This is a genomic window from Paenibacillus sp. MY03, from assembly GCF_002165585.1.
GTDB lineage: Bacteria > Bacillota > Bacilli > Paenibacillales > Paenibacillaceae > Pristimantibacillus > Pristimantibacillus agaridevorans.
This window is the reverse complement of record NZ_MXQD01000008.1, coordinates 22,799-46,228: the sequence shown is the minus strand read 5'-3', so window position 1 is coordinate 46,228 and position 23,430 is coordinate 22,799. Positions and strand designations below refer to the sequence as shown.

General features: G+C 53.0%; 17 protein-coding genes. 4 read left to right on the top strand and 13 right to left on the bottom strand.

What is annotated here, in order from left to right; all coding sequences use genetic code 11:
• The first annotated feature begins 50 nt into the window (after window positions 1-50).
• Genes larE through B1748_RS09325 form a run of 4 tightly spaced genes read left to right on the top strand, consistent with a single transcriptional unit; the run spans window position 51 to window position 3,527 of the window.
• Complete coding sequence (gene larE / locus B1748_RS09340) at window positions 51-923, top strand: ATP-dependent sacrificial sulfur transferase LarE (RefSeq protein ID WP_087567630.1); 873 nt, start codon at window positions 51-53, stop codon at window positions 921-923.
• Window positions 920-1,720, top strand: coding sequence for a nickel pincer cofactor biosynthesis protein LarB (gene larB / locus B1748_RS09335; protein WP_256975594.1), 801 nt, complete (start codon window positions 920-922; stop codon window positions 1,718-1,720). Before larE ends, larB begins: the two co-directional genes overlap by 4 nt.
• Window positions 1,714-2,616: a nickel pincer cofactor biosynthesis protein LarC gene (gene larC / locus B1748_RS09330; protein WP_087567629.1), complete on the top strand. Its 903-nt coding sequence runs from the start codon at window positions 1,714-1,716 to the stop codon at window positions 2,614-2,616. Before larB ends, larC begins: the two co-directional genes overlap by 7 nt.
• The gene (locus B1748_RS09325) at window positions 2,613-3,527 is read left to right on the top strand and encodes a dihydrodipicolinate synthase family protein (protein WP_087567628.1); all 915 of its coding nucleotides are present in this window, start codon (window positions 2,613-2,615) and stop codon (window positions 3,525-3,527) included. Before larC ends, B1748_RS09325 begins: the two co-directional genes overlap by 4 nt.
• Before the next feature lie 95 nt (window positions 3,528-3,622).
• Here the strand turns inward: B1748_RS09325 and B1748_RS09320 are convergent, their stop codons facing one another.
• From B1748_RS09320 to B1748_RS09260, 13 genes are all read right to left on the bottom strand, one after another.
• Window positions 3,623-6,823, bottom strand: a complete 3,201-nt coding sequence (locus B1748_RS09320) for an alpha-mannosidase (RefSeq protein ID WP_087567627.1) — start codon at window positions 6,821-6,823, stop codon at window positions 3,623-3,625.
• Window positions 6,824-6,918: 95 nt separating this feature from the next.
• Window positions 6,919-8,097: an ROK family transcriptional regulator gene (locus B1748_RS09315; RefSeq protein ID WP_179215499.1), complete on the bottom strand. Its 1,179-nt coding sequence runs from the start codon at window positions 8,095-8,097 to the stop codon at window positions 6,919-6,921.
• A gap of 128 nt (window positions 8,098-8,225) precedes the next feature.
• On the bottom strand, window positions 8,226-9,317 hold the full coding sequence (locus B1748_RS09310) for a bifunctional heptose 7-phosphate kinase/heptose 1-phosphate adenyltransferase (RefSeq protein WP_087567625.1): 1,092 nt from the start codon (window positions 9,315-9,317) through the stop codon (window positions 8,226-8,228).
• Entirely contained in the window at window positions 9,318-11,312 is a 1,995-nt protein-coding gene (locus B1748_RS36795) for a GSU2086 family protein (RefSeq protein ID WP_179215498.1), read from the bottom strand.
• 57 nt (window positions 11,313-11,369) lie between these two features.
• The gene (locus B1748_RS09300; RefSeq protein ID WP_087567624.1) at window positions 11,370-12,155 is read right to left on the bottom strand and encodes an HAD family hydrolase; all 786 of its coding nucleotides are present in this window, start codon (window positions 12,153-12,155) and stop codon (window positions 11,370-11,372) included.
• A gap of 79 nt (window positions 12,156-12,234) precedes the next feature.
• A complete protein-coding gene (gene larC2, locus B1748_RS09295) occupies window positions 12,235-12,714 on the bottom strand; it encodes a nickel pincer cofactor biosynthesis protein LarC2 (protein ID WP_087567623.1) in 480 nt (159 codons plus the stop codon).
• A gap of 139 nt (window positions 12,715-12,853) precedes the next feature.
• Window positions 12,854-15,337 carry an alpha-mannosidase gene (locus B1748_RS09290; protein WP_256975612.1) on the bottom strand — a complete coding sequence of 828 codons (2,484 nt, stop codon included), beginning with the start codon at window positions 15,335-15,337 and terminating at the stop codon, window positions 12,854-12,856.
• A 27-nt stretch (window positions 15,338-15,364) separates the two neighbouring features.
• Entirely contained in the window at window positions 15,365-16,417 is a 1,053-nt protein-coding gene (locus B1748_RS09285; protein ID WP_087567621.1) for a hypothetical protein, read from the bottom strand.
• The gene (locus B1748_RS09280) at window positions 16,414-18,708 is read right to left on the bottom strand and encodes a helix-turn-helix domain-containing protein (RefSeq protein ID WP_087567620.1); all 2,295 of its coding nucleotides are present in this window, start codon (window positions 18,706-18,708) and stop codon (window positions 16,414-16,416) included. Before B1748_RS09280 ends, B1748_RS09285 begins: the two co-directional genes overlap by 4 nt.
• Before the next feature lie 61 nt (window positions 18,709-18,769).
• Window positions 18,770-20,335 (bottom strand): extracellular solute-binding protein, encoded by a 1,566-nt coding sequence (locus B1748_RS09275; protein WP_179215497.1) that lies wholly within the window; start codon window positions 20,333-20,335, stop codon window positions 18,770-18,772.
• A gap of 76 nt (window positions 20,336-20,411) precedes the next feature.
• A complete protein-coding gene (locus B1748_RS09270) occupies window positions 20,412-21,290 on the bottom strand; it encodes a carbohydrate ABC transporter permease (RefSeq protein WP_087567854.1) in 879 nt (292 codons plus the stop codon).
• Window positions 21,291-21,295: 5 nt separating this feature from the next.
• Window positions 21,296-22,216 (bottom strand): ABC transporter permease, encoded by a 921-nt coding sequence (locus tag B1748_RS09265; RefSeq protein ID WP_246608606.1) that lies wholly within the window; start codon window positions 22,214-22,216, stop codon window positions 21,296-21,298.
• A 234-nt stretch (window positions 22,217-22,450) separates the two neighbouring features.
• Window positions 22,451-23,428 carry an ROK family protein gene (locus B1748_RS09260; RefSeq protein WP_087567618.1) on the bottom strand — a complete coding sequence of 326 codons (978 nt, stop codon included), beginning with the start codon at window positions 23,426-23,428 and terminating at the stop codon, window positions 22,451-22,453.
• Window positions 23,429-23,430: the final 2 nt, after the last annotated feature.

The window sequence follows — 23,430 nt, the reverse complement described above, 5'->3', positions numbered from 1 at the left end:
GATTGAATGTAAACCATAACATCCTTGTTGAAATGAGGTGAACTATTCCCATGTCGATAAAGCAAGCAACGGAGCCGCCTGACCGGCTAACGTTAGATAAAGACCGCCGCCTAGGCGAAATCATTACCCAAATGGCCGGGGAAGGAAAAATAATGTTGGCTTATTCCGGCGGCGTCGACAGTACCTACTTGCTTATTCGCGCGCATCGGCTTGTGGGAGAAAAAGTTGTCGCAGCCATCGCCGCATCGGAAACCTTCCCGACCCGCGAATATAATGCCGCCATTTTGATTGCTAGGCGTTACGGCATCGCGGTGCACGAAACATCGGTTTCCGAGTTTGCTAACCCGCAATTCGTCGCTAACCAACCCGATCGATGCTATCATTGCAAAACCGGACTTTATTCCCATCTAAACGAGGCGGCGCAGCAGCTGAACTGTTCATTTATTTGGGACGGATCCAATATCGATGACTTGGGCGATTACCGGCCTGGCCTTAAAGCCAAGCAAGAGCAAGGACTGCGCAGTCCTTTGCAGGAAGCCGGCTTATCCAAGTTGGAAATTCGGCAATTATCCTACGCGATGGGGATTCCGACCTGGAACAAACCGTCCTTTGCCTGTCTGTCGTCGCGTATTCCTTACGGTACTGAAATCGACAGGAAAAAAATCGATCAACTGGATGAAGCTGAAACCTATCTGCTCTCTCTCGGCTTCTATCAGGTCAGAGTCAGACACCATGGAGAAATCGCCCGTATTGAAATCGACCCCGATGAGATGGAATTAATGTTTAAATACAACGCCGAAGTTGATCGCCGCCTGCGGCAGCTCGGTTTTAACTATGTGACGCTCGACTTGCAAGGGTATCGAACTGGCAGCATGAATGAACGGCTGGGAGCTCCCCCCCACGTTAACGAGGCAGGTGCATGATGAACCATTTGGAACAGTTACTGCAATCCGTGAAAGCAGGAGAAACGGATATCGCAACCGCGGCCAGGCAGATCGGCATGATCGCTGGCGGCATGCCCGAAGGTCAAATCGCAGAATTTGATTTCGCGCGGATCGATCTGGACCGGGAAAGACGCACCGGTTTTCCCGAGGTCATCTATGGCGAAAGCAAAAGCGCCGAGCAGATCAGCGCCATTGCGAGAAAACTTGCCGACAATCAACTCCCTGTTCTAGCCACCAGGGTATCTGCGGACAAAGCGTCTTATATACAGCAACATATACCTGGCGCAATCTATCATAATGCCGCACGAGTGCTTACTATCGGAAACATGCAGCCCGAAGTGGCGGAAGATCGTCCAACGATAGCTATCGTATGTGCCGGAACTTCCGATCTGCCGATTGCCGAAGAGAGCGCTTTGACCATTGAATTCGCTGGACTCCCTGTCAATCGTATCTATGATGTGGGAGTTGCCGGATTGCATCGGTTGCTCGTCAAACTGCCGGACATTCGCCAATCGGCCGTCATAATCGTTATAGCCGGCATGGAGGGCGCTCTGCCTGGTGTTTTGAGCTCGCTTGTATCCAAACCGGTCATTGCCGTTCCTTCCAGCGTCGGATACGGAGCAGGTCTTGGCGGTATCACCCCGCTGCTGGCTATGCTCAGCTCCTGCTCCCCAGGACTGACGGTCACCAATATCGATAATGGATTCGGCGCGGCTTGTGCCGCCATACGCATCATCAAGTTGCTTTCTATGACGGAAAGGAGCCCTTTATGCTAAAAACCGTTTATTTGGATTGTTTCTCCGGCATTAGCGGCGACATGACTTTAGCCGCTTTGGTCCACGCCGGGGCGAGCCGCGAATATATCGCGGAAGAGCTGTTAAAGTTGCAAACAGAGCCCTTCACTCTGCACTGGCGGCCCGTTATGAAGGAAGGTATTTCCTCTATCAAGCTGGAGATAACGACTGACGACGAAACGGCTCCATCGCATCATCGTCATTATTCGGATATTATTCAAATCATAAAAGCTTCAAATTTTAACGAGAGGGTGACCAAAGACAGCTTAACCATGTTTGCCAAATTGGCGGAAGCGGAAGCTCGTATTCACAATGTTCCGATCGAACATGTTCATTTTCATGAAGTAGGCGCCCTGGACTCGATTATCGATATGATCGGCGTCGCTCTTGCCCTCGATTCGTTGGGCGCCGACCTTCTCATCGCGTCTCCAATTCCGCTTGGAAGCGGCTATATTTGGTGCGATCATGGCTTATATCCCGTACCCGCGCCAGCTACTCTCGAGTTGTTGCTGGATGTTCCGATCGTCCATTCCGAAGTCAATGCCGAATTGACGACGCCAACAGGCGCTGCAATCGTGGCGGGACTGGCCGATTATTTCCTGACCGGGCTGCCATCCATGATTGTAGAGCATATTGGTTATGGCGCAGGTACACGGGATCTGCCTAATCGTCCCAATGTGCTGCGCGCTGTTGTCGGACGTTTGTCATCGCATCAATCGACAACGCTTGGACAGTCGCGTCAAAAGAGAGACGCCCCCTCTTCGCACCAGGAAAAATCCCGGCATTCCGACCACCATCACCATCACCACCATGGTGATCATCATCATCATAGCCCGAACGAACATCATACCCACAAACAGGAGGACGCGATCATATGAATAACCCAACTGCATCTGTACCAGTCAAAGGTGTTTACTCTCTGCTGCTTACCCCTTTTCACGAATCGGGAGAAATCGATTATGCAACCTATGAACGTTATGTCGACTGGCAATTGTCGCAACAGCCCCAAGCGCTTTTCGCTTCATGCGGCAGCAGCGAATTGCTTACTTTAAACGCCGAAGAACGGCTGCAACTGACACGAATCGCCGTAAAACGTGCCGGAAATATCCCTGTTGTAGCAACTGCCAACGCTGGAAGCGACCCGACCGCCCATCGCGACGAGCTTCTGCGGATGGCCGAAACCGGAGTTTCTGCATTGGTAGCCGTACCGCCCAATGATTATGGACATGATCCTAGTCGTCTGTTGCATTATTTCGCCGAGTTGGCGACTTCCTCACCCTTGCCGCTCATCCTGTATGAATTTCCCGGCGTAGCCCCGCACTATATCCCGCCGGAAGTGTACGGGACACTGGTCTCCGAACATGGGATAAGCGGGATCAAAGATACCACTTCGACGTTGGAAGGCATCACGGCCAAACTTGCCATAGCGCCGGACAGCCTTGTATTTCAAGCGAATACGGCTTTTCTTGTGCAGGCTATCACCGCTGGAGCGAACGGCATTATGGCCATTACCTCCACAGCCATGGCTAATCTCAATATCAGACTTTGGAACCGATTGCAGCAAAACGGCGGAATTGTGGATGATGAAGTTCAACCGCTACATCGCGAACTTATATGCCTGGATGCGCTGATTTCCAACGGCTTTACCGCTACCGCCAAATATTTGGCCGCTTTGCAAGGTCTTCCTTTCACCCTAAAAACCAGAACCGGAGCTTCCTTGCAGCCGTCTACAGCCGAAGCGCTGCGTATTTGGCATGAAACGCTAGATCCGGCGCTGCAAGGAAACTAACCATGGAGCACGGGAAGCGTAGCAAGGCATCATGCATCGCCATTCTAACCGCCGACGCCAAAAAGCCGACCTCGTGGTCGGCTTTTCCTCATGTCCTAACTTAGTACCACCCTGAACGTCTTAAGCTCATAAGGGGTGAAGTGAACCGCAAACTGATTTGACTGATGAGCGATCTCCCGTGCTTCGCGTTCCATCAGGTTCACCTCCGCCACTTCCGCTACGGAAGCGTTAAACCTGAGGGATACGTTGCCGCGCATGCCTGCGTACTCGTAACAGCGCACAATCAAAGCGTCCGAATCCTCGGCACGTTTAACCGTGTCCACGACCACATGTCCGCCTTCTATAGCTAACAGGCCAAAAGTCAGTGGTATCGCTTCTGCAGAACCTTGCGCCAGATTAGAGAGCTTTAACGTTTCAGGCTTTGTATTTAACCTTGCGGCCTGCTCCAACGTTCCGGCTTCGAACCAATCTCCGTCATGAGGCAGCAAGGAATAGGTAAATACATGCTCTCCTAAATCGCAAGTCGGATCCGGATCGTTGGAGGACTTGATTAAAGTCAGCCGCATCACATTGTCCCGGACATCATGGCCATATTTGCAGTTGTTGAGCAAGCTGACTCCGCAGCCGCGCTCAGATAGATCAATCCACCGCTGCGCGCAGGTTTCGAATTGGGCAAAGTCCCAGCTCGTATTCCAGTGTGTCGGCCTGCGTACATTGCCGAACTGAATTTCGTGCGTGGCATAGGTAGAGCTGACATTCAACGGAAATGCAACCTTCAGCAGCTGCTCGCGCTCCTGCCAGTTCACCCAAGTCACAAAGTCGATTCGCGGATTGTCCGGATATACGATCATATCCTGCTTGATCGTCGTTTCGCCGTCATTCCAGGTCATGCGCACGACCGTCCGCAATGGATTGTTCTCTGCGATTACAACCGACTGCAGCCCATTAATCTGGCGATGTTTCTCGTAATAGAAAATATCGATTTCCCAGTTGTCATGAGCAGTCGGCTTATCTTCGTGAACATCAAAACGGTTGGCAGCTTCGCCCGGGGCAATTAATTCCCTTTCCGTTCGCTTGTCATATAAACGGTCCAATTGGCCATGCGAATTCCAGGTCAACTCATAAAATGGCGTGGATAAACCTTGCTCTTTGACGATAATGGATGGCTCTGCAACGCTTACGGCAGACTCCACGGCCGAACTGTACGAAATGGTCTTATAACCAAATGCGGGAATGTTCGGAATTCGAACGAGTACCGAACGCTCTCCCGATTCTTTGACAACCGCCTCGGCTGTCAGATGGTTGCCGTCCGCATCCGTCCAGCTGCCTCCAATCGCAAAATCTTCCTGCCATGCCAGTTCGACCAATTCGTCTCTTGCCATTCCTAGCGAATTTACAACGATCCAGCATTGTTCCCCGGCAGGCGCTAACGGCAAACGTCCTGCAAGGCCCGACAAGCTGGTTCCTAACGCTTCGCGCGCAAGTCGTTCTGCTTCGCCATATTCCACATGGCAATCCTCATAAACTTCGGCAATAGACGAACCCGGAAGAATATCGTGAAATTGGTTGCGCAATACGATTTTCCAACTTTCATCCAGCGTGTCTTTAGGATAATCTTTGAACCCGCTTACAATCCCATGAAGTACCCCTGCGGCTTCCGCTGTATGGAGCAGCGATTCCATCTCGCGGTTCATGCGTTTCACATAGCCTTGCGACGTATACGTGCCGCGATGGAGCTCCAGATAAAGCTCGCCGTTCCAACGATGCACATAACGATCGCTTTTATCCACCGTATGCTCCAGTTGGTGAAAAAACTCGTCTACCCTTCCGGTAGTAACACGAGGCAAGCCCGGCATATGCTCTAATCTTCGACGCATCTCCAGCATATGGCGGGTAGGACCGCCTCCGCCGTCTCCCCAGCCGTATGCAAGCAGCAATTCATCGTTGACCTCTTTGTCGCGATAATTTTTCCATATCCCGTTCACCGTTTCGGCCAATACCTGACCATTGTAGGTATAATACTTGGTCAAGCTATCTGCTGCTTGCCCAGGTTCGGGCGTAGTTATATAGTGCGTCAGCACTTCCGTGCCGTCAATGCCGCGCCAGTAGAACGTATCATGCGGGAAACGATTGTATACGTTCCAACTGATTTTGGTCGTCATAAAGTAGTTGATGCCGGATTTCTTTAAAATTTGCGGCAAAGCCCAGCTATATCCGAATACGTCCGGAAGCCAGAGATAGTCGCAGCTTACGCCGAAGGTTTGCTCATAGTAACGCATGCCGTACATCAACTGGCGCACCAGCGACTCTCCGTTCGGAATATTGCAATCCGATTCCAGCCACATGGCGCCGCCAGCTTCCCAGCGTCCTTCCTTGACGCGTTTCTTGATCTGTTCGAACAGCACGGGATAATCTCGTGACAAATCATCGTATAGCTGAGGTTGTGTTTGCAGAAACGCATACTCGGGATATCTCTCCATCAGCCGAAGTACGGTAGAAAATGAACGAGCCGACTTCTCCCGTGTATGTTTCAACCGCCAAAGCCAAGCGACATCAATATGCGTATGGCCGATGGCACGTACCGTAACCTCATTATTTTTCGGTATGCTTTCGATTTCTTCGTGCAGCTTGACCGCGGCGGCAGTTACACTTTCATAAAATGCTGCACTGCCAGGGTTCCGATAATCCACTAACAGAAATGCCCGATCTACGGCTTTAACCAGCGCATGGCGTTCCCAACTATTAGAATCCAGCACCTTAATCGTCTCCATTGCAGCACTGGCGGTAAAGTACAAATCATCCGTCTGCTGTTGGAGCAGCGTCAGTTCGGCTTGTTGAAGGATATGGCGAAGTTCGGACAGCGGCCCGAACCCGGGAAGCCCGCTCCATACCTTGAACAAAAGCTCAATCTTCCGACCGGCCAATTCCTCCGGAAAAAACACTTCCTGATGAAAGGTGCCAACCCCTTGAAACGGCGTACCGTCAATGAATAACAGAGACTCGAAGCCGGAAGTGTGTCCGGGCCCCGTTTTGCCGAAATTGAACAGACCCACAATGTTGCGCCCCTGATGCGCAGGCAGCGTGACTTCCGTTCGGAGCCAAGCCGTTACGTCACGATCTCCCCAGCGATATCCAAGACCTACTTCAGTCCACTCCGCATCTTGCGGCGGCATTGCCGCAACTTCCGCAGCCTCATCTTTCCAAAATAAGAACTGGCCAATCTCCTGCCTATTCGTATAACGAAACGGCGATAATTCCTTTACCCGTCTCTCGAGCTTTTCAACCGTTAGCAACATCCGAACAACCTCCATAATCAACGGTATATAATTTATAGATTAAGTTAATTAACGGTCAAGCGCCGTTTCCGGCATGCTCTGGTTCTATCGGCACATTAGTCGGCTCCTAGAACGAGCAGGGGATTTTCCTGCACATGACCAAAAACAAGCGCAACGGCTCCCATCAAGCTCTGCATTTGCCCATAAAAAGCCTTCTCGATAATGACGCGTTCCTGCACAAAATCAAAGACGCGAGAACGAACGTTTTCAACAATGGCCTCCATATGTGGAGAAAGATAAGGATAAAGTTTGCCGCCCAACACAATGACATCAGGATCATACAAGTTGATTAACGAAGTAAGCGAGGCCTCCAGCATGCGAAGCGTATCCTCCATGACTTTAACCGCATGCGGTTCCTGCGCCCGAACCTGAACGATATAATCGCGAAAGTCCCCATTGCCTGACCATCGTTTCAGGATGCCGGGGATTGATCCGAGATTTTCCCAGCAGTCATAACTAATAGCATCTCCGGCGCCGCCATGCGTCATCAGGCTCATTTGCCCGATTTGGCCGTACAAGCCGTTTGTACCATGCAGCACTCGGCCATTCTGAACGATTCCGCCGCCAATACCCATTCCCATCGTAACGAATACCAAATCGCGTCCATCTCGTCCTATGCCGTACCAACGTTCTGCCAGTGCCGAAGTTCGCGCGTCATCTTCGATAAAAACTCTTGTCTTAAAGCGCTCCTCCAGCGTTGGGCGAATCGGATATCCCGCCCATCCGGGAAATCCCGGCGGATTGATCAATTTGCCGGTGCGCTGATCCATTGGCCCCGGAATGCTAACGCCAATGCCAATCACTTTTCGTTTTCGGGATTCCGCCTGACCCAGCAATTTATGTACGTACGGCTCGATGAGCGCCAGCACTTCTTCCGGGTTGGTAATCCCTTCCGTACCGTATTCCACCGTATCAACAATATTGCCGGTCAACTCGCTTAATACGACACTGACGGAAGTTCTGCCAATATCAATTCCGATAATATAAAAGTAGCTGTTGTCAAATCTCAAATTCACGCGCTTGCGGCCAACCGAATCCGATATCGATTCCGATTCTTTAATCAGGCGGTGTGATATGAGCTCCTGCGTCAAATTTGTAATTGTGCCAGAAGTCAAGTGCGTCATTTGTACAAGCTCGATTCTGGATACCGCCTCATGCTCCCATATTTTATGAAGGATATGCGACACATTTTGATTTTTGACCTTTTGCAGATATAACACTTTTGATTCCGCCATCTCCATAGCTCCCTTATGCGAAAAAATAATAAATTGCAAACTCGCAATCTCGCTTGCTATTCATTCTAATCTTCCGCTCCGGCAAACACAAGCGAAATCCCTGTCATCCTGCCTGGTCGCAAGGCCGATTACTGCTGCTTGCTTTCCGATTTCCCATTTATGATTTCATCATACCTCGCCAGTATTTCGCGCCTGTCGGCTGTTCCCGTCATACCTAACTTACGAATGACTACCGCGGCGCCAAGCTGAGCAAAAAACATGGACTCCGGACCGCTGCACCCCGCACCTCTTGCACAAAGAAACGCGGATGCGAAATGATCTCCGGCACCGACAATATCCAAGGGAGGCTGCACCGGTTGACCCGGAACCCAGACCGGCGTTCCGCCGTCGAACCACAAGGCTCCACGGGAGCCGATCGTCATACAGCACGGAGCTTCATTATTGTTCTGAAGCTGCTTACCTGCATTTAGAAGCTGTTCCCAAGAAATCTCGCCTTCGCGAGGATCCAGGCCCAGTGCCCGCAGCGATTCGATTTCGTTAGGCTTGATGCAGATGCCGTTAAATTTGCCGATCCGGTCGCGGCTGTCCACCACGATTTGTTTTCCCCGAGCCGACCAGAACCGCAATCTGACTCGCACTGCTTCCGTTATGATCCCTAGCGGCAACTGGTCGGTAACTGCCACTATATCCGCCGATTGCATCATTTCATCAAGCGCCGCTATCAATTGTTTCTCCTCATCCGCACTCAAAGCACGCCGATTAATAAAGTCCAGACGCGGGTCTTCTTGACTGACTCCCTGAAGCCCATGGCGTATAGGCTTGCAATATGCCGGCGTCACCCACTGTTTGAGACTCAGACTGTAGCTATCGTTAATCCCGCTATCCTCCAAACATCGATGCAGCAAATTTCCTCGCCAATCATCCGCCGTTGCCGTGCAAAACGACACTTCCCGGCAGCCAAGCGCCCGCAAGTTCATAGCCACATTGCCGCCCGCTCCTGGAGACACCCGCTCTCCGATGATCGGCAACGAATAATGCGGCGTTTCCCGGGATAGCGTGCTCAACGACATATCCGCATCCCAATAGACATCCAGACAGCCATCCCCGATTACCGCCGCCCGCAAATAGCCGATCCGTTCGATAATTTCCTCCACGCGTTCCCTGGACATTCCTTCATAAACATGCAGATGCCCCGCAGCAATTAAATGTTTGTTCTCCATTTATATGTGTTCCTCTCTGCCGTTGACATCTCTCAGCAATTGCTTGGCCAGCGCCGGAATTGTCTCCTGATGCATCCCTTCGAAATGATACCCTTTGCCGCCAAGGCTCGTCGGCCGATGAATTATGTTTTTCCTTGGTCGATAGTAATAGTCCCAGTCCTCATAGCCAACTTTCATATGGTAGTTGCCAAGCTTGACAATATCAAAATTAGCCGTTGTAATATTTTTGACCGTATGCTGCAAATTGCGTACGATCGACAAAGCCTTGAGAAAAACCTCCGGGCCGATGACCGTGGAGCCGAAATTCAGAAAAGCCCCGCCCTCAAGCTGCGAAACCGTCGAGCAATAGATCAGAAAATCCCGGCCGCTCGCTCCTCCCTGCTGTCGAAAATCAGCATCAGGATGCTGCTGCACCGCATCCGTGCCGATCGTAATATGCACCGTATAAGGAATGCCTCCGTCTATGCAACTGCCGATCAGGCTATGGGCGAGAAACGGGAACTTTTCGGTATGTTGCTGTACATAAGCGATCAAACTTTCACCGTAGCCCAGCCCGAGCGGATAACCGGCAGCAAGCGCCTCGTTAACGATCTCCGACGGTTCCCGCCACATGCCAAGCCTGCCGTTGCTCAACGCTCCGTTGCTATCCTCTTCCGTATGACCAAAGGCAGCCAATTCCAAATCCTGAAAAGCGCAAGCGCCGTTTACCGCCACATGATCGATCATGCCCTGCCTTACCAACTCGCCTATGGCAGCAGTCGTTCCGCTGCCCGGCACATTGCCGCCTAACGAAACCAGGAGGGGCTTGCCGTTTTTTTTGCTTTCTCTCAGCCGCTCCGCCATTTCAGCGAATTGAGGCGGGTCATATTTCTCCGACAACTGCCGATGTTCGGATACTGCCGACCCCAGCTTGAATTTACTGTTCCTCTCCGCGATCGGGAACAGCTGCATGCGTTCCCGCTCAAGCTTCGGCGCCGCCCCGCGGTCTACAGGCCGAAAAGTCAAGGATTGTTCCTTTATCCGATCCAGCACCGTATGGAACAGGGCAGGGATGGTCTCCTGATGCAATCCCTGAAACAGGTAGCCGGTACCGTCAATCTGCCCCAACCGATCTACGAAATTTCGCCTTGGACGATAATAATAGTCGGACGCCGTCTCTGGCGGTTTCCTGCTGGCGTCAGCCGGCACGATGTCGAAATTCGCAGCGGTGATGCCCTTCATGCCTAACCCGGTATTGCGAGCCATGCTGACCGCTTTCAAAAATATCTCGGGACCCGAAATGGCTGAGCCGAAATTAAGAAAGACGCCGCCTTCGCTTAATCCTGCGATGGACTGGCACATTGTGCGAAAATCACGGCCGCTTGCTTGCCCCAGCGCTTCATAATCTGCGATAGGATGCTGATGAATGATGTCTGTTCCGATCGAAATATGGCAAGTATACGGCACGCCGAACTGTTGGCACTGAACAAAGACGCAATCATCATAATAGGGGAAACGTTCCGGGTGGGTCGACAAGTAACGATGCAAGCTTTCGCCATACCCAAGGCCAGTCGCGCTGCCTTGCCTTATCGCTTCATTCATGTATCTGCCTGTTTCCTCCCACATCCCGAACGATCCGTCCTCGATCGATTGGGCCACATCCTCCGACGTTTCGCCGAGAAAGGCCAATTCGAAGTCGTGGATGCTTGTTGCCCCGTTGCCGGACACATGCGTGATGACGCCGTTGCGAACCAGTTCGATAACGTATCTGGACAATCCGTTTTTAATGACATGAGCGCCCATGGACCAGATGACCGGTTTCCCTGCGCAACGCGCCTCTACGATCCGATCGATGAGATCGGTCCATTGGGGCGAAGTCGCCCCGTTCCAGGCCGGTCGTTCGTCTTCATAGGGTCGGGCCATATTGCGAATGGTCACAAGATTGTGCCGATCATGCACGGAATTGGTCGATACCTTGGCAAGCGACAATCTCGGGAACGGCAATACATCGGCCATTGCGATCACTCTCCTCTCTCAAATCGATCATCTTCTGTTTCGTGCAGCGTTTACAACCTATCCTAAACCAAGCCTGCCGAGCCATTCCTCCAAGTTCAGGAAATCCCCGGCAATCCAGTCCGCCCCGGCAGCCAGCAACCTGGCTTCTTTAACCGGATTGATGCCTTCACGCCGCAGCTCGTCGCTTGCCAGCCCGTAGGCCGCAGCACCGCTGGCCTTGGCCAGCGTAATCTCCACTTTGCCGTCTCCGATAACCGCCATTTGTTCCGCAGCCGTCGCGCCGGAGCCGAGCAAATCCGAGATGATCTTCTCCTTCGGACATTCCGCCTGGCGAAGCGGCGCGCCATGTATCCCGGCAAAATAACGATAAACGCCAAGTGCCTTCGCTTCGCGCTCTACATCGGGGTGATCCGTTCCGCTGGCTACGTATAGCGCAATATCCGCCTGGCGCAGCCGATCCAGCAATTGCTCCGATCCTTTGATCAAGAAATGTTCTCTCTCCAGCTCGCCGCTCTCGAGAAGCTGCAAGCGCCGCTCCACTTTCTCCATCAGAAGCCGATTGTATTCGGCCTTGTACTGCCACTGATCCATAACCTCGTTGTTCCAGCCGTAACGCCGAACCGTCTCCGCCAGCCACTGCATCTGAAACACGGTCTGAATGCCGGTCGATTGATCTACGTAGCTTTCCACCTCCGCCTTCAGCCGCGCTTCCTCCGCCTCCGTTAAAGCACGGCCGCCCGCGATGCTTTCTTGCATAAATGGTATCATGACTTCCTCCCAGCCGGCGCGCAGCGTGGAAATGGTACCGTCGAAATCGAATATTATCGCTTTAACCGTACTCATGGTCTCTCCTTCTCCTCACTTTATTACTTATTGATTAAGTTTATTGGGTGGAACGATTCCTTGCATCCGCCAAGCCCCCTTAATCCGGCAGCTGCCCCTCCTGCAAAGCAAAGCAGATCCTCGCTTCGTCAAAAACCGTCTTCAACGGTACTTGGTAAGCGGCTGCCGCCGACTCGCAATCCGCATATTCCGGAGAAAACTGAACCATGCGCCCCTTATAATAGCCCGCCTTGACCCTTAATTCCCCAAAGCGCGTTCGCACTTTTTTCAGTTCTTTGCCCAAGCAATGCGTCCGGGCCGGCACATGGCGAATGCCTAGCGTCGTGGTCTCTGTAAAGATCACTTCCTCCACGGCGTCCACCGCTTGAGGTCCGCACGTGACATTGAGCATCAGCCCGGGCCGGCCTTTCTTCATAATAACAGGGATCCAATAAGCGTCGCTCGCGCCCGCTGCCAGCAGCTTATCGATCACATAGGGACAAAATTCGGGATTCATGTCATCCACATTAGTCTGCAGCAGCAAACGGTTGTCTATAAAACGATCTTGAGATGCGCACATGGTTATACCCCCGTTTCATCGGTCTGACCGGCTCCGTTGCGTATTGTTTTTTACAACATTATCTTTATCATTAAGTTAATACGTTTTAATCATACTAGACAAACAACCCAATTGTAAAGATAAATTTGCAGCGCAAAGATTATTGCATTTCCAGCAAATTGACTTCCGACACTTCTAGCTCCAGATCGAACGGCAGTTTAAACGTCTTGATTTCGCCGCATCCGAATTTGGCGGTCCACGACCGGTTCAGCCAATGGCATTCGATCGTCGCTTCCGCTCCCCTCCCGTCCGTCTCCCGGCAACGAACAATGTAGCAATCTCCGTCCTCCCCCCATTTAACAGCCTCCAACGCCACATTGGATACCGACACCCGAACGCCTTCGAGAACGGGAGGCAAACTTCCTTTATGGTACGTCTCCACTACATGCAGCAGCGGTTGATTGAGTACAGCCGCCTCGCGAACGACGCCGGCCGCGCGCCAGTCGCCCTCATGCGGAACAAGCGCATAGCGGAACTCTTGCACGCCTTGATCCATATACTCGCACCATTCGTCCCTCTCTCCGTAATGATCGGCGTATATCGCTCCTCGCGCCGCCGTCATTCTCAATTCGCTATCCAGCACGTCGAAAGCGTATTTGCCGTCGTTCAGCAACGCCAAACCCGCGCGTTTTCCCTGCTCCGTCAAACCCGATACGTCGACCCACCGCTGCGACGGCTCTTCTTCCCCGTTGACTGGACGCTCCAAATAGCCGTAAGGGATCTCATACGTGGCCGCAGGCTGCTTAAGCGCCAGCGGAAAAGCCAACTTCAGCATATTATGCTTCTCGCGCCAATCCAGCTTCACCTTCACATGAACGACCGGACTTCCCGCATAGATGGTGAAATCCTGACGCAGCGTCGACTGACCGTATACGCTCGTCGTCCGGAGCGTCGCGCGAAGCGGCCCGGACTCCGCAACTGACAGCTTTGCTTCACCAAAATGGCCCGTCTCCTTGCGGAAGCTCAACATATTGTGTCCCCATGTATCGCATTCGTTTTCGTCGATCACGATCGGCTGACCGCCGATGCCGTTTATCAAGTCCACGCCGGACCGCTTGTCGAGCAGCCTGGCAATCCCCCCGCTTCGCTTGTCGAACTCCAGATGCACAAGCTCGTTCTCCAACGAAGTCTCCGTTGCGGCTACCTGGCCTGCCGTCGCAGCCCCATGGCTTTTGTTCCGGTAAATCCAGTACAAACGATAGCCGTAAGCCGGCACTTCAGCCATGAACAAAGTATCGTACTTGTCGCCGCCGTTGGTACGCGACGCGCGTACATGCTGAACGGACAGCGCTTTCCCCGACTCGTCGGTTGTCCCTTTCATCTGCTGGGTCACAACGACGGGTGCGGTCACTGCCCACGAATGCGGGTTAAACACGACGACCGGCACGCCTAGATCATGTTGCTCCCACAAGGTTCTCTCCTGATTTTTGTCCAAATAACCGATGCCTTCGCGCATCGTATCCACGGCCCAGGAGATACGCTGCAGCGCTCCGTTTTGAACGACTCCTCCCAAATACAGCGCATGGCCGTAGCCCTCCCGGGCATCCTCATAGGCCTCCTCGATGCAACAGCCTCCCATAATATCGTGAAACTGGTTGAACATAATCGTTTCCCAGGCTTGACGCAGGAAATCCTTTTCGTAGGCATGACCCAGCAAACGATGCGCCGCGACGGACAGCTTCTCCGCCGTGAGCAGACGCTGCTCTGCCTTGCGATTAAGCCGCTTTGTTTCGGAATGCGCCGAATAACAGCCGCTGGCGTGATGCTGCATGTCGCCCGTCACGACCGGCAGCTTATGCCCTCCAAGCAGCGCCTTGTCAAAAAACGCGTCGGGCGAGCTAAACGAAATGGCATCCTTGCCATACTCGCGCTGCATAACCCTGATTTCGTGAATATTGGCAATCGTCGGACCTCCGCCATGATTGCCCACGCCGTAAAAGCACATCGCATCTGTTCCCGTCTGGTTAACTTGTTCCAGTGCCTCCGCGATTTTGGGTCTTGCCGGCTGCGACTGATGGGTGTTGTAGCCGCCAGGAATACGATACGCGGTTACGCGGCTTCCATCCGCGCCTTCCCACAGAAATAAATCCGCCGGAAGCTCCTTCTCCCGCTTATCCGGCCGCATAAAAACGTAGTGCTCCATGCCGCTTAACTTCAACAGCTGCGGCATCATCGCATGATGGCCAAACGAATCGACATTATAGCCGACCTTGGCCGCCTTCCCGAATTTCTCCAGAAAATACCTTTGTCCGTATAACGAATGTCTGGCGAACGACTCGCCGGACGGAAGGTTGCAGTCCGGCTGCACCCACCAGCCGCCTGCGATGACCCATCTGCCCTCCGCGACCCGCTCGGATATTTCCGCGAACATGGCGGGATCATTGTCTTCGATCCACTTATAGGAAGCGGCGCCTGCGCAAGTGAAAATAAACTCCGGAAACTCCTTCATCCGGTCAAGCGCCGAGCGGAACGTCGCTTTGGTTTCCGCAAACCCTTCTTGCCATTGCCACAGCCATACCGGATCAAGATGCGCATTGCCGATCATATGCACCGTCGGTCCGGCCATGCCACGTTGTTCCTCCATTCTGTTCACGCCTGTTCCTCCTTCTTTCTAAAATAAAGTCATAATGCCCACTTGAAGCCGTTTGTTCGCCCCAGCCAAAGTAAAGCCGATGCGGCGGCTGTCCGGACTGAAGGACGGATGCGGATGTCCGGGATGATCGTTCCATCTCCGCACGGTGCAAAGCAATTCCGAGTGCCCCGTTGTCGTGCAAATACAGACAATTCGACTGGGATGCTGAAACGTATCCGCGACGACCCATCTTCCGTCGGGGCTGGGGGCGGCATGCCAATACGGGTAATCCCCGTTTAGATGTTTCGACTCCCCGTCCCGCACATTCACGGCAAACACGCCGGTAGGCTTGAGCGGACTATGCACGTATTTGACGTAATACAGTTCGTTGCCTTGAGGCGCCCACATCTCGTGGCCGATATATTCGCCAAGCTCGCCGCCGTCCCCCACAGTACGATGCCGATACAAATTGCGCGATTGTCCGGTCGTCCTGTCCACCGCCCACATGCGATCGGGAATATGCTCCGTCTTGCCTTCATGCGCGTAAAACACCAAATGCGGATTGCGGGGATTGATCATGGCATGGTTAGCCACGGGATAGGGCTCGGAAAAACGCGGAGTGGCCGCTACTTCAACTTGCCCCGTTTCAAGCTCGCAGATGCCGATTACCCAATCCGTTCCGTCGAACCAATACAGTCCCAGCGTACGGTTGTCGGCCGTTATGGATGGCGGCTCATGAAAGGCGCAGCCTTGCGGCAATTCGCATACGGTCCGGCTCTCTCCGGTCACCAGATCATGAACCTCCACGAGTCGTTCGCGAACGACATACAGCTTGTCGTCGGCCGATACGACGCCGCCGGCCCACGAACGATTGTCCGCGATCGTTTCGGCCTGCCCTGTCGCGGTGTCCATCTTGACGTAACTGCATTGCCGTTTTCCGTTAATCCTTGCGCATAACACGAGATGGCGATTGTCAGACAACCAGGACATGGATGTAAAATACATCAAGCCGGTATCGAAGCCGCGCTGAGCGAATACGGTGTACGCTCTGCCCGTCTCGACGTCCCGCATTTTCTTACGATTGAATTTCATGTCTCTTCTTCGCCCTCCCCCTTCGTTACGTTGCTCCCGAATTGATGGCGATCCCGGTATTGGCCGGGAGTAATGCCCTCCATTTTGCGGAAATAGCGAATGAAATTTTGCGGTTTGTTGTACAACAGTTTTTCGGAGATGCTCGTTATGGTCATCGTCGTTTCGTTCAAGTATCGTTTGGCCAATTGCAGCCGCTGTCTCGCTACGTAATCGCCAAACGCCGTGCCCGTTTCCTTGCGGAAGACACGTCCGATATATTCGGGATGATAGTTCAACCGGGAGCCTAATGCCTCCAGCGTCAACGGCGTTTCGATCTCCTGATGGATAATGTCCAGCATTTGCTCGGAGATGGAGGCTGCTTGCTTATTTCTGCGCCGCTCCATTGCCGCGACAATCGGCTTAATCATCGTATCCGCGAACCAATGGCCGATTTCCTCCGTAGTTTTTAGCGCAAGCACATCCGGCAACATCCTTTTATCGTCCGTCAACAGCTCCTGCATCGTCCCGCCGCTGTCCTGATGCAGGCGCAGCAACTCCCCTTGCAGTCGCATCAAATAAAGCTGCAGTTCCTGATGGCTGATCGGCTTTCCTGCAACAAAAGCCAAAAACTCGTTCAGCAGCGTCACCGCCTGCCCGACGTCCAGCAGCCTGATCTGCTCCAGCAGTGCCGAAGCGATATGCTGAGGAAACGCCGCAGGCGAAATCGCAAGCTCTTGGTAGACATCCTCCAGAAAGATAACCGACATCCGTCCCAGCCTGATGCCGTACGACATCGCTTCTTTTGCCTCCCGGTAGGCTTCGGGCAGTGCCAGCGGCTCCTCGACGGCATAGCTGATTCCCAGATTGGTCTTCAGCTGCAAGTACCTTTCCACCGCTTGTTGCAAGGCATGCGCCAGCTCGCTCGTCAACCGCTTGTCTTCTTCTTCCGGAAGCGCGCCTCCGCCTACAACCGTCACTTGCATTCCGCCTGTCAGAACGGGCGACAGGCGCGAAGCTTCCGGAATAATTTCCCCGGCGATATTGTTGATGGCGAATAAAAGCAAATCCTTGTCCTGCTCATTGTATCTCGAGCCCTCTAACGTTTCGATTTGCAGGCAAATGACGCGCATCCAGCGCCAATCGGGCAGTTCCTGCCGACGAATTCGCTTGAACATCTCCTCCTTGCCGACTGCGCCCTGCAGCATTTTGTGGGTGAAATATTCTCTTAATTGCCCGCTCATATGGCGCTGATTGCCCAACAATCCGTGCAGAGTCGATTCGATCCAATAAAACTCGTCACGCTTGCCCGATCCCCCGCCCGTGCTTGCCGACTGCAGCGCCAAACCGTACAGGCGGTCCACCGGCCGGTACAAACTTCGCGAAACCTGCAGCGCCAGCAGGCATACGAGCAGGATAAGTCCCGAGCAAATAGCCAGCGTCACCCATCCGATCGCCTGGGACTCCCGGGTTACTTCGGAAATATACACTTTGGAAACATAGATCCACCCGTTATATCCCGATTTGCGATATGTTATTACATGAGGTTTGTCGTCGCTTGCGTCAACCTCGTATTGTCCCGCTTCTTCTGCCGACGACTGCAGCCGCGCAAGCGAGACGTTATCGGATTGATCCGTGCCGATCCAGGACCGGTTGCCCGCCGCTAGGATCCGATAATGCTCGTCGAGCACGAACATTTCGCCGTATTCATCCGTCACCGGGATCATGCGGCTGAGCTCCTCGGACGGCAACAACGCCACAACCAGACCCATCAGCTGCAAATTGCTGAACAACACCTTTTTGACAAGCACCGTATGATAGACGTTGTTTAGCATCGGCATCTGCTCGTTCGCCCAATAAGAAAAGCGGGCAGTATCCGAATAAGAATCAAAAACAGGCGCAAAAGCACTTTCCTTGTACGCGTTTTTCCCGCCGCTGCCCAGTATCCAATCTTGTCCGAAGTTGATCAAAAACACGTCGCTCAATCCGAATTCATACGTTTGCAGCCGATGCAGCGATTGGATCAATTCCTCGTATAGCAAGTAATTGCCGGCGTCCAGGGGCTGCCCCATCGCTTTGACGACAAGCGGCGAATTTACGAATTGGGTCTGCGTATTGTCTACCGTTTTGAGCCTCTGCTCCATGCGCAGCAACGTTTGTTCCACCATATCCGCATTGCGGCTGCCCGCCTTCTCCAGCAATTGCTCGGATGTCTTGAAATAGGCAAAGCATCCGAGCGCGACAACCGGCACGACCCCGATGCAAAAACAAAACAAAAACAGCTTCCTAAAGTAACCGACCCGAAACTTTGCCATCCCTTCTCACCCCGCATTTGCCGGATTGGACCGGGAGTTATCGTCTCCCGGCCTCTGGTTCCTACTGCGATTTAGCTAAACTGTCGGCGAATTCCGCCAATACCTTCTGTCCGCCTGCCTTTAGCCAGGCAGCGATTGCCGACTCCCATCCAGCTTCGTCCAGCTGGCCTGTAATGAATTTGATTTTGGCGTCATTGATGATTTTGTCCAATTCGCTTTTGCTCTGCGTCCATGTCGCAGATTCCAGTCCCAGCGCCGGATTTGGAACGGCGATGGCGGCATTGTCCTGTATGCGTTTTTCCCCTTTAAGCAGCAATTCGTCTGCCCCTTTGGCCACCAGACGCTGGGATTTGTCGTCGATGCTCAGCTCGTTCAGCCCATCGGTAAGCAGCGATTTCTCCTCTTGCTTAATCAATTGTTCGGCATGGCCGTCCACGATGCGATAATGCTCGCCTTCCACGCCCCAGGCCATCACGTTGATCGCGTCCGCTTCCAGCAGGCGGTCAAAAAATCCGAGAATTTGCTTCAGATTCTCTTCCGTTTTTACGGATGATTTCGGGAACAGATAGACGCCGGTATAACCTTGCTGCGCAAATACGCGTTCGCCCTTCGGTCCAGCAATATTGCCCATCAAATCGACGACGGCGTCCGCATTGTACTTCAGCGTTTCGTTTTTCAATGTGGCCGCGCCGTCATTGTTGCCAAGCAGCACGCCCGATTTCCCTTGCGAAAACATCGTGGTCCGCTGCAACTCCTCCGTTACGACAAAATCGCGGTTGATAAGCCCTTCGTCGTAAAGCCTCTTAATATACTTAAGCCCCTCCAAATACTCGGGAGTCATAAATTCCGCTTCGAACTCCCCGTTCTCCACGCTCCACTTGTTCGGCGCTCCGAACCACGAAGTGACGTGCGGCAGCAAATACGCTTCTATATCTTTGTATTCGCCCAATCCCAGCGTGTCGTCCTGTCCGTTATTGTCGGGATCGTCTTTCGTAAACGCGCGCAACACCTCATACAGTTCTTCCGGATTCGCAGGCTCTTGCAAGCCAAGCCGCTCCAGCCAGTCTCGGCGGAACGTAATGCCATGGCGGGCAATCGATCTTGGACGGTACAAACCGTACGTTTTGCCCTCGACCTTCGTAAAGTTGAATTGCAGCTCATTCATTTGGCTCAGATTAGGGAATTCGGACAAGTAAGGACCGATCTCCCAAAAAGCGCCTGTCTTAATGGCATTTACAAGCGGAGCCGCCGTATAATTAAGCGCCAGCATCGCTTGCGGCAAATCGTTGGAAGCCAGCGATATACTGATCTTGTCATCATAAGCGGAACGCGGCACCCAGGTCATGTCCAACTTCGTATTGGTCAATTCCTGCAGCTTGACCCAGGCCGAATTCGTCGTATCAGGCGGCTGCGGCGTGTAATAGGTTGCGATGACGCTGATGCGCAGCGGTTCGCCGGGGGCCGCTTCTCCCTCGGATGCGCTCGGCTTGACCGAGGATGTTGGATTGGCCGGATCGGTCCCTCCCGGTTGACTGTTGTTTCCGCCGGCGCACCCCGCTATCATGGCCAACACCATTAACCAGACGACAAACCCGTTTGCTCGATTGAACCCTAATCTCTTTTTCATGTTCATAACCCGCCTTCCCTCATTTTATTGTATACATAAATCCGGGTCGATGAAATCTCTGTGCCGGATATCGACCCTACCCCTTCACGGAGCCTAGCAGCATGCCTTGCGCAAAATACTTTTGCAGAAACGGATATACCGCAATAATAGGCAAGGTAGCTACTACAATAACAGCCATCTTGATCGTTTGCGGCGGCACCACGTATTGCGCTTCGGTGCTGTAGCTTACGTCGCCAATGCCCCCGGACGACATGATAACGATCTGTCTCAGCAGTACCTGGATAGGCCACTTTGCCGAATCGTTTATATAAATAATAGCGTTAAAAAACGTATTCCAATGCGCCACCGCGTAAAACAGGGAAAAAGTGGCCATGGCAGGCAAAGACAACGGTATAATGATTTTCCACAAAATATAGGGATCGCTGCCTCCGTCCATTTTGGCCGATTCTTCGTAATCGACCGGCAGCTGTCGGAAAAAATTGATCAAGATGATCAAATAAAACGGATTGATGGCTACAGGCAGCCAAAGCGCCCAATACGTGTTCAGCAGCCCCAGACCTTTTACGACGAAAAAGCTTGGAATCATTCCTCCGCTAAATAATAGAGTGAACACGATAAGCGCCATGATGGGCCGTTTCCCTTTAATGTTTCTGGACAAGGGATACGCCATTAAAGCCGTCATCGCCATATTGATGACAGTCCCCGCGATTGTAATCCAGGCGGTGGCGCCAATGCTTCGCAATAAGGTAGGCTCGGAGAAAATGAAACGATATGCTTCCAAAGAAAACGTTTTCGGAAAAAGCAGAAATTTGCTGCCAAGCACCTCCGCCGACGTCGCAAACGATCCGGCTGCAATATGAACGAACGGCAGGAGCGTCACAAGCGCCATGGCCGCCAAAAACAAATAATTGCTAATATCGAAAATAAGACCCGATACGGATGTTCGTCGCAGCATGGTTGTCAATACACCCCTTCCTCGCCCATCTTGCGCGCCATATAGTTCGCCCCGACAACCAGCAGCAATCCTACAACCGACTTAAACAATCCTACCGTCGTGGAATAGCTGAATTGCCCCTGAATAATGCCGTTTGTATAGACATAGGTGTCAAACACTTCGCCGACGTCGCGATTAAGCGCGTTAATCATCAGCAGCATCTGCTCAAAGCCGGTGTCGAGAAAATTGCCCAGCCTCAAAATCAGCAAAATAATAATCGTGCTTTTAATTGCCGGTACCGTTATGTGCCAGAGCTGGTGCCAGCGATTGGCCCCGTCGATTTTCGAGGCTTCGTACAATTGTGGATCGACTCCCGCCAGCGCAGCCAAAAAGATGATGGTTCCAAAGCCGGTTTCCTTCCAGATCACCTGCAACGTAACCATTGGCCGAAACCATTCCGGCGCCGTCAAAAACGCGACCTTTTCCCCGCCCATCCTCACGATGGATTCATTGACTAAGCCGCCTTCCGTCGTAAAGAGCACATAAGAAATGGCGACAACGACAACGATGGAAAAGAAATGGGGGATATAGATAAAGGTCTGTACAAGCTTTTTGAACCATTGACGCCTCAATTCGTTTAGCAGCAGCGCGATTATGATCGGCAGCGGGAAAAACAATCCGATGTTGTAAACCGCCAAAATAACCGTATTGCGGAACAACATCCAAAACGTCGGTTCGTTAAAAAAACGGACAAAATGACTAAAACCTACCCATTCGCTACCGGCAAATCCCAGCGCGGGCTGGTAATTCTGGAAAGCGATCAAAACCCACCACATCGGCAAGTATTTGAACAGAAGGAAAAACAGCAGCCCGGGTACCAGCATGGCGTACAACCAGCCGTTCCGTATCGAGATTCGCCGCAACATTGCATTCACCTCCGTCCGCATAAATTCTTAATGATTAAACTAAATTTGAGCAGCTGTCCTCCACAATGTAGCCCTGTGTCCATGGTGCAGTCTATAATCATCTGCCAACCAAGTCGCTGTACGGGCTGCAAAAAGGCCAGTTGGAACGGGGATAATCATTGGCCGACGCCTGTAATCTTATTCCTTCCTTTTTCCTCTCTATTAAACGGACGAAAGGCGGGCATTTGTGCCCGCCTTTCGTCCGAATTTTATTTTTCAGTTATTGTCAGCCGATGCATACAAGGCTACCGAAAGGCTTGCGTAGTCGCCGATCTGTTCCCCGAAAAAGGCAGGCACAATCCGGCAGGCGGCAAGGGCCCTTGGATGAGCCTCCGCTTTCAGTTTGGCCACGGCATAAGGCTCCAGCAGCGATTGCTGCCTGCCGTATATGCTGCCGATTACGATGCATTGCGGATTTAGCAGGTCGACCAGCAGCGCAAGCCCTGCGCCCAGCCGTTCTCCCGTTTGGCGCATGACGGCCAACGCCAACTCGTCGCCGCCCTCGGCTGCCTTCCCCACCGTTCGGGCGTCAAGAAAAGGGAGCCGCTCGAGGCTCGGACAAAGCGGGGGGCGTTCTCCCCGCTGCAGCCGCTTTAGCGCCTCCAGTTGAGCCAGATGCGCAATGCCCCCGCCGCTGCAGAAGCCTTCGAACGATCCTGTCTTCCCGTATCCGCCCGGCCCGTCGTCGGCCATCCGAATATGTCCGATTTCGCCCGCCATGTCGTTGGTCCCGGAATACAGCTTGCCATTAAGAACAAGTCCCGCTCCCATGCCCGTGCCGAAAGTCAAAAATATCATCTGGTCCAGCCCCTTGCCGGCTCCCCACTGCCATTCGGCCAGCGCGCATGCGTTGGCGTCATTTTGCAGCAGCGTAGAGACGCCAAAACGTTCCCGAATGGGGGACACAACGTCGATGTTGTCCCAGCCGGGCAAGTTGGGCGGCGACAACACGAGTCCCGTCCGGCTGTCCAGCGGTCCGCCGCAGCTAATGCCTATGCCTGCAGGGACGGCATCGGCCCCCTGCAAGGCAAGCAGCTCGGTTAACGTATCTCCCAGGCGTATAATCGTTTCCTCCGGCGTCGAAGGCGTCGGAAACTGTTTTTTGTCCAGCAACTCAATCGTCCCGTCCGAAGCCGCTCCGATGCTTGCCGCGCATTTGGTACCGCCGATATCGAGTCCGGCCAGCAGTTTCATCG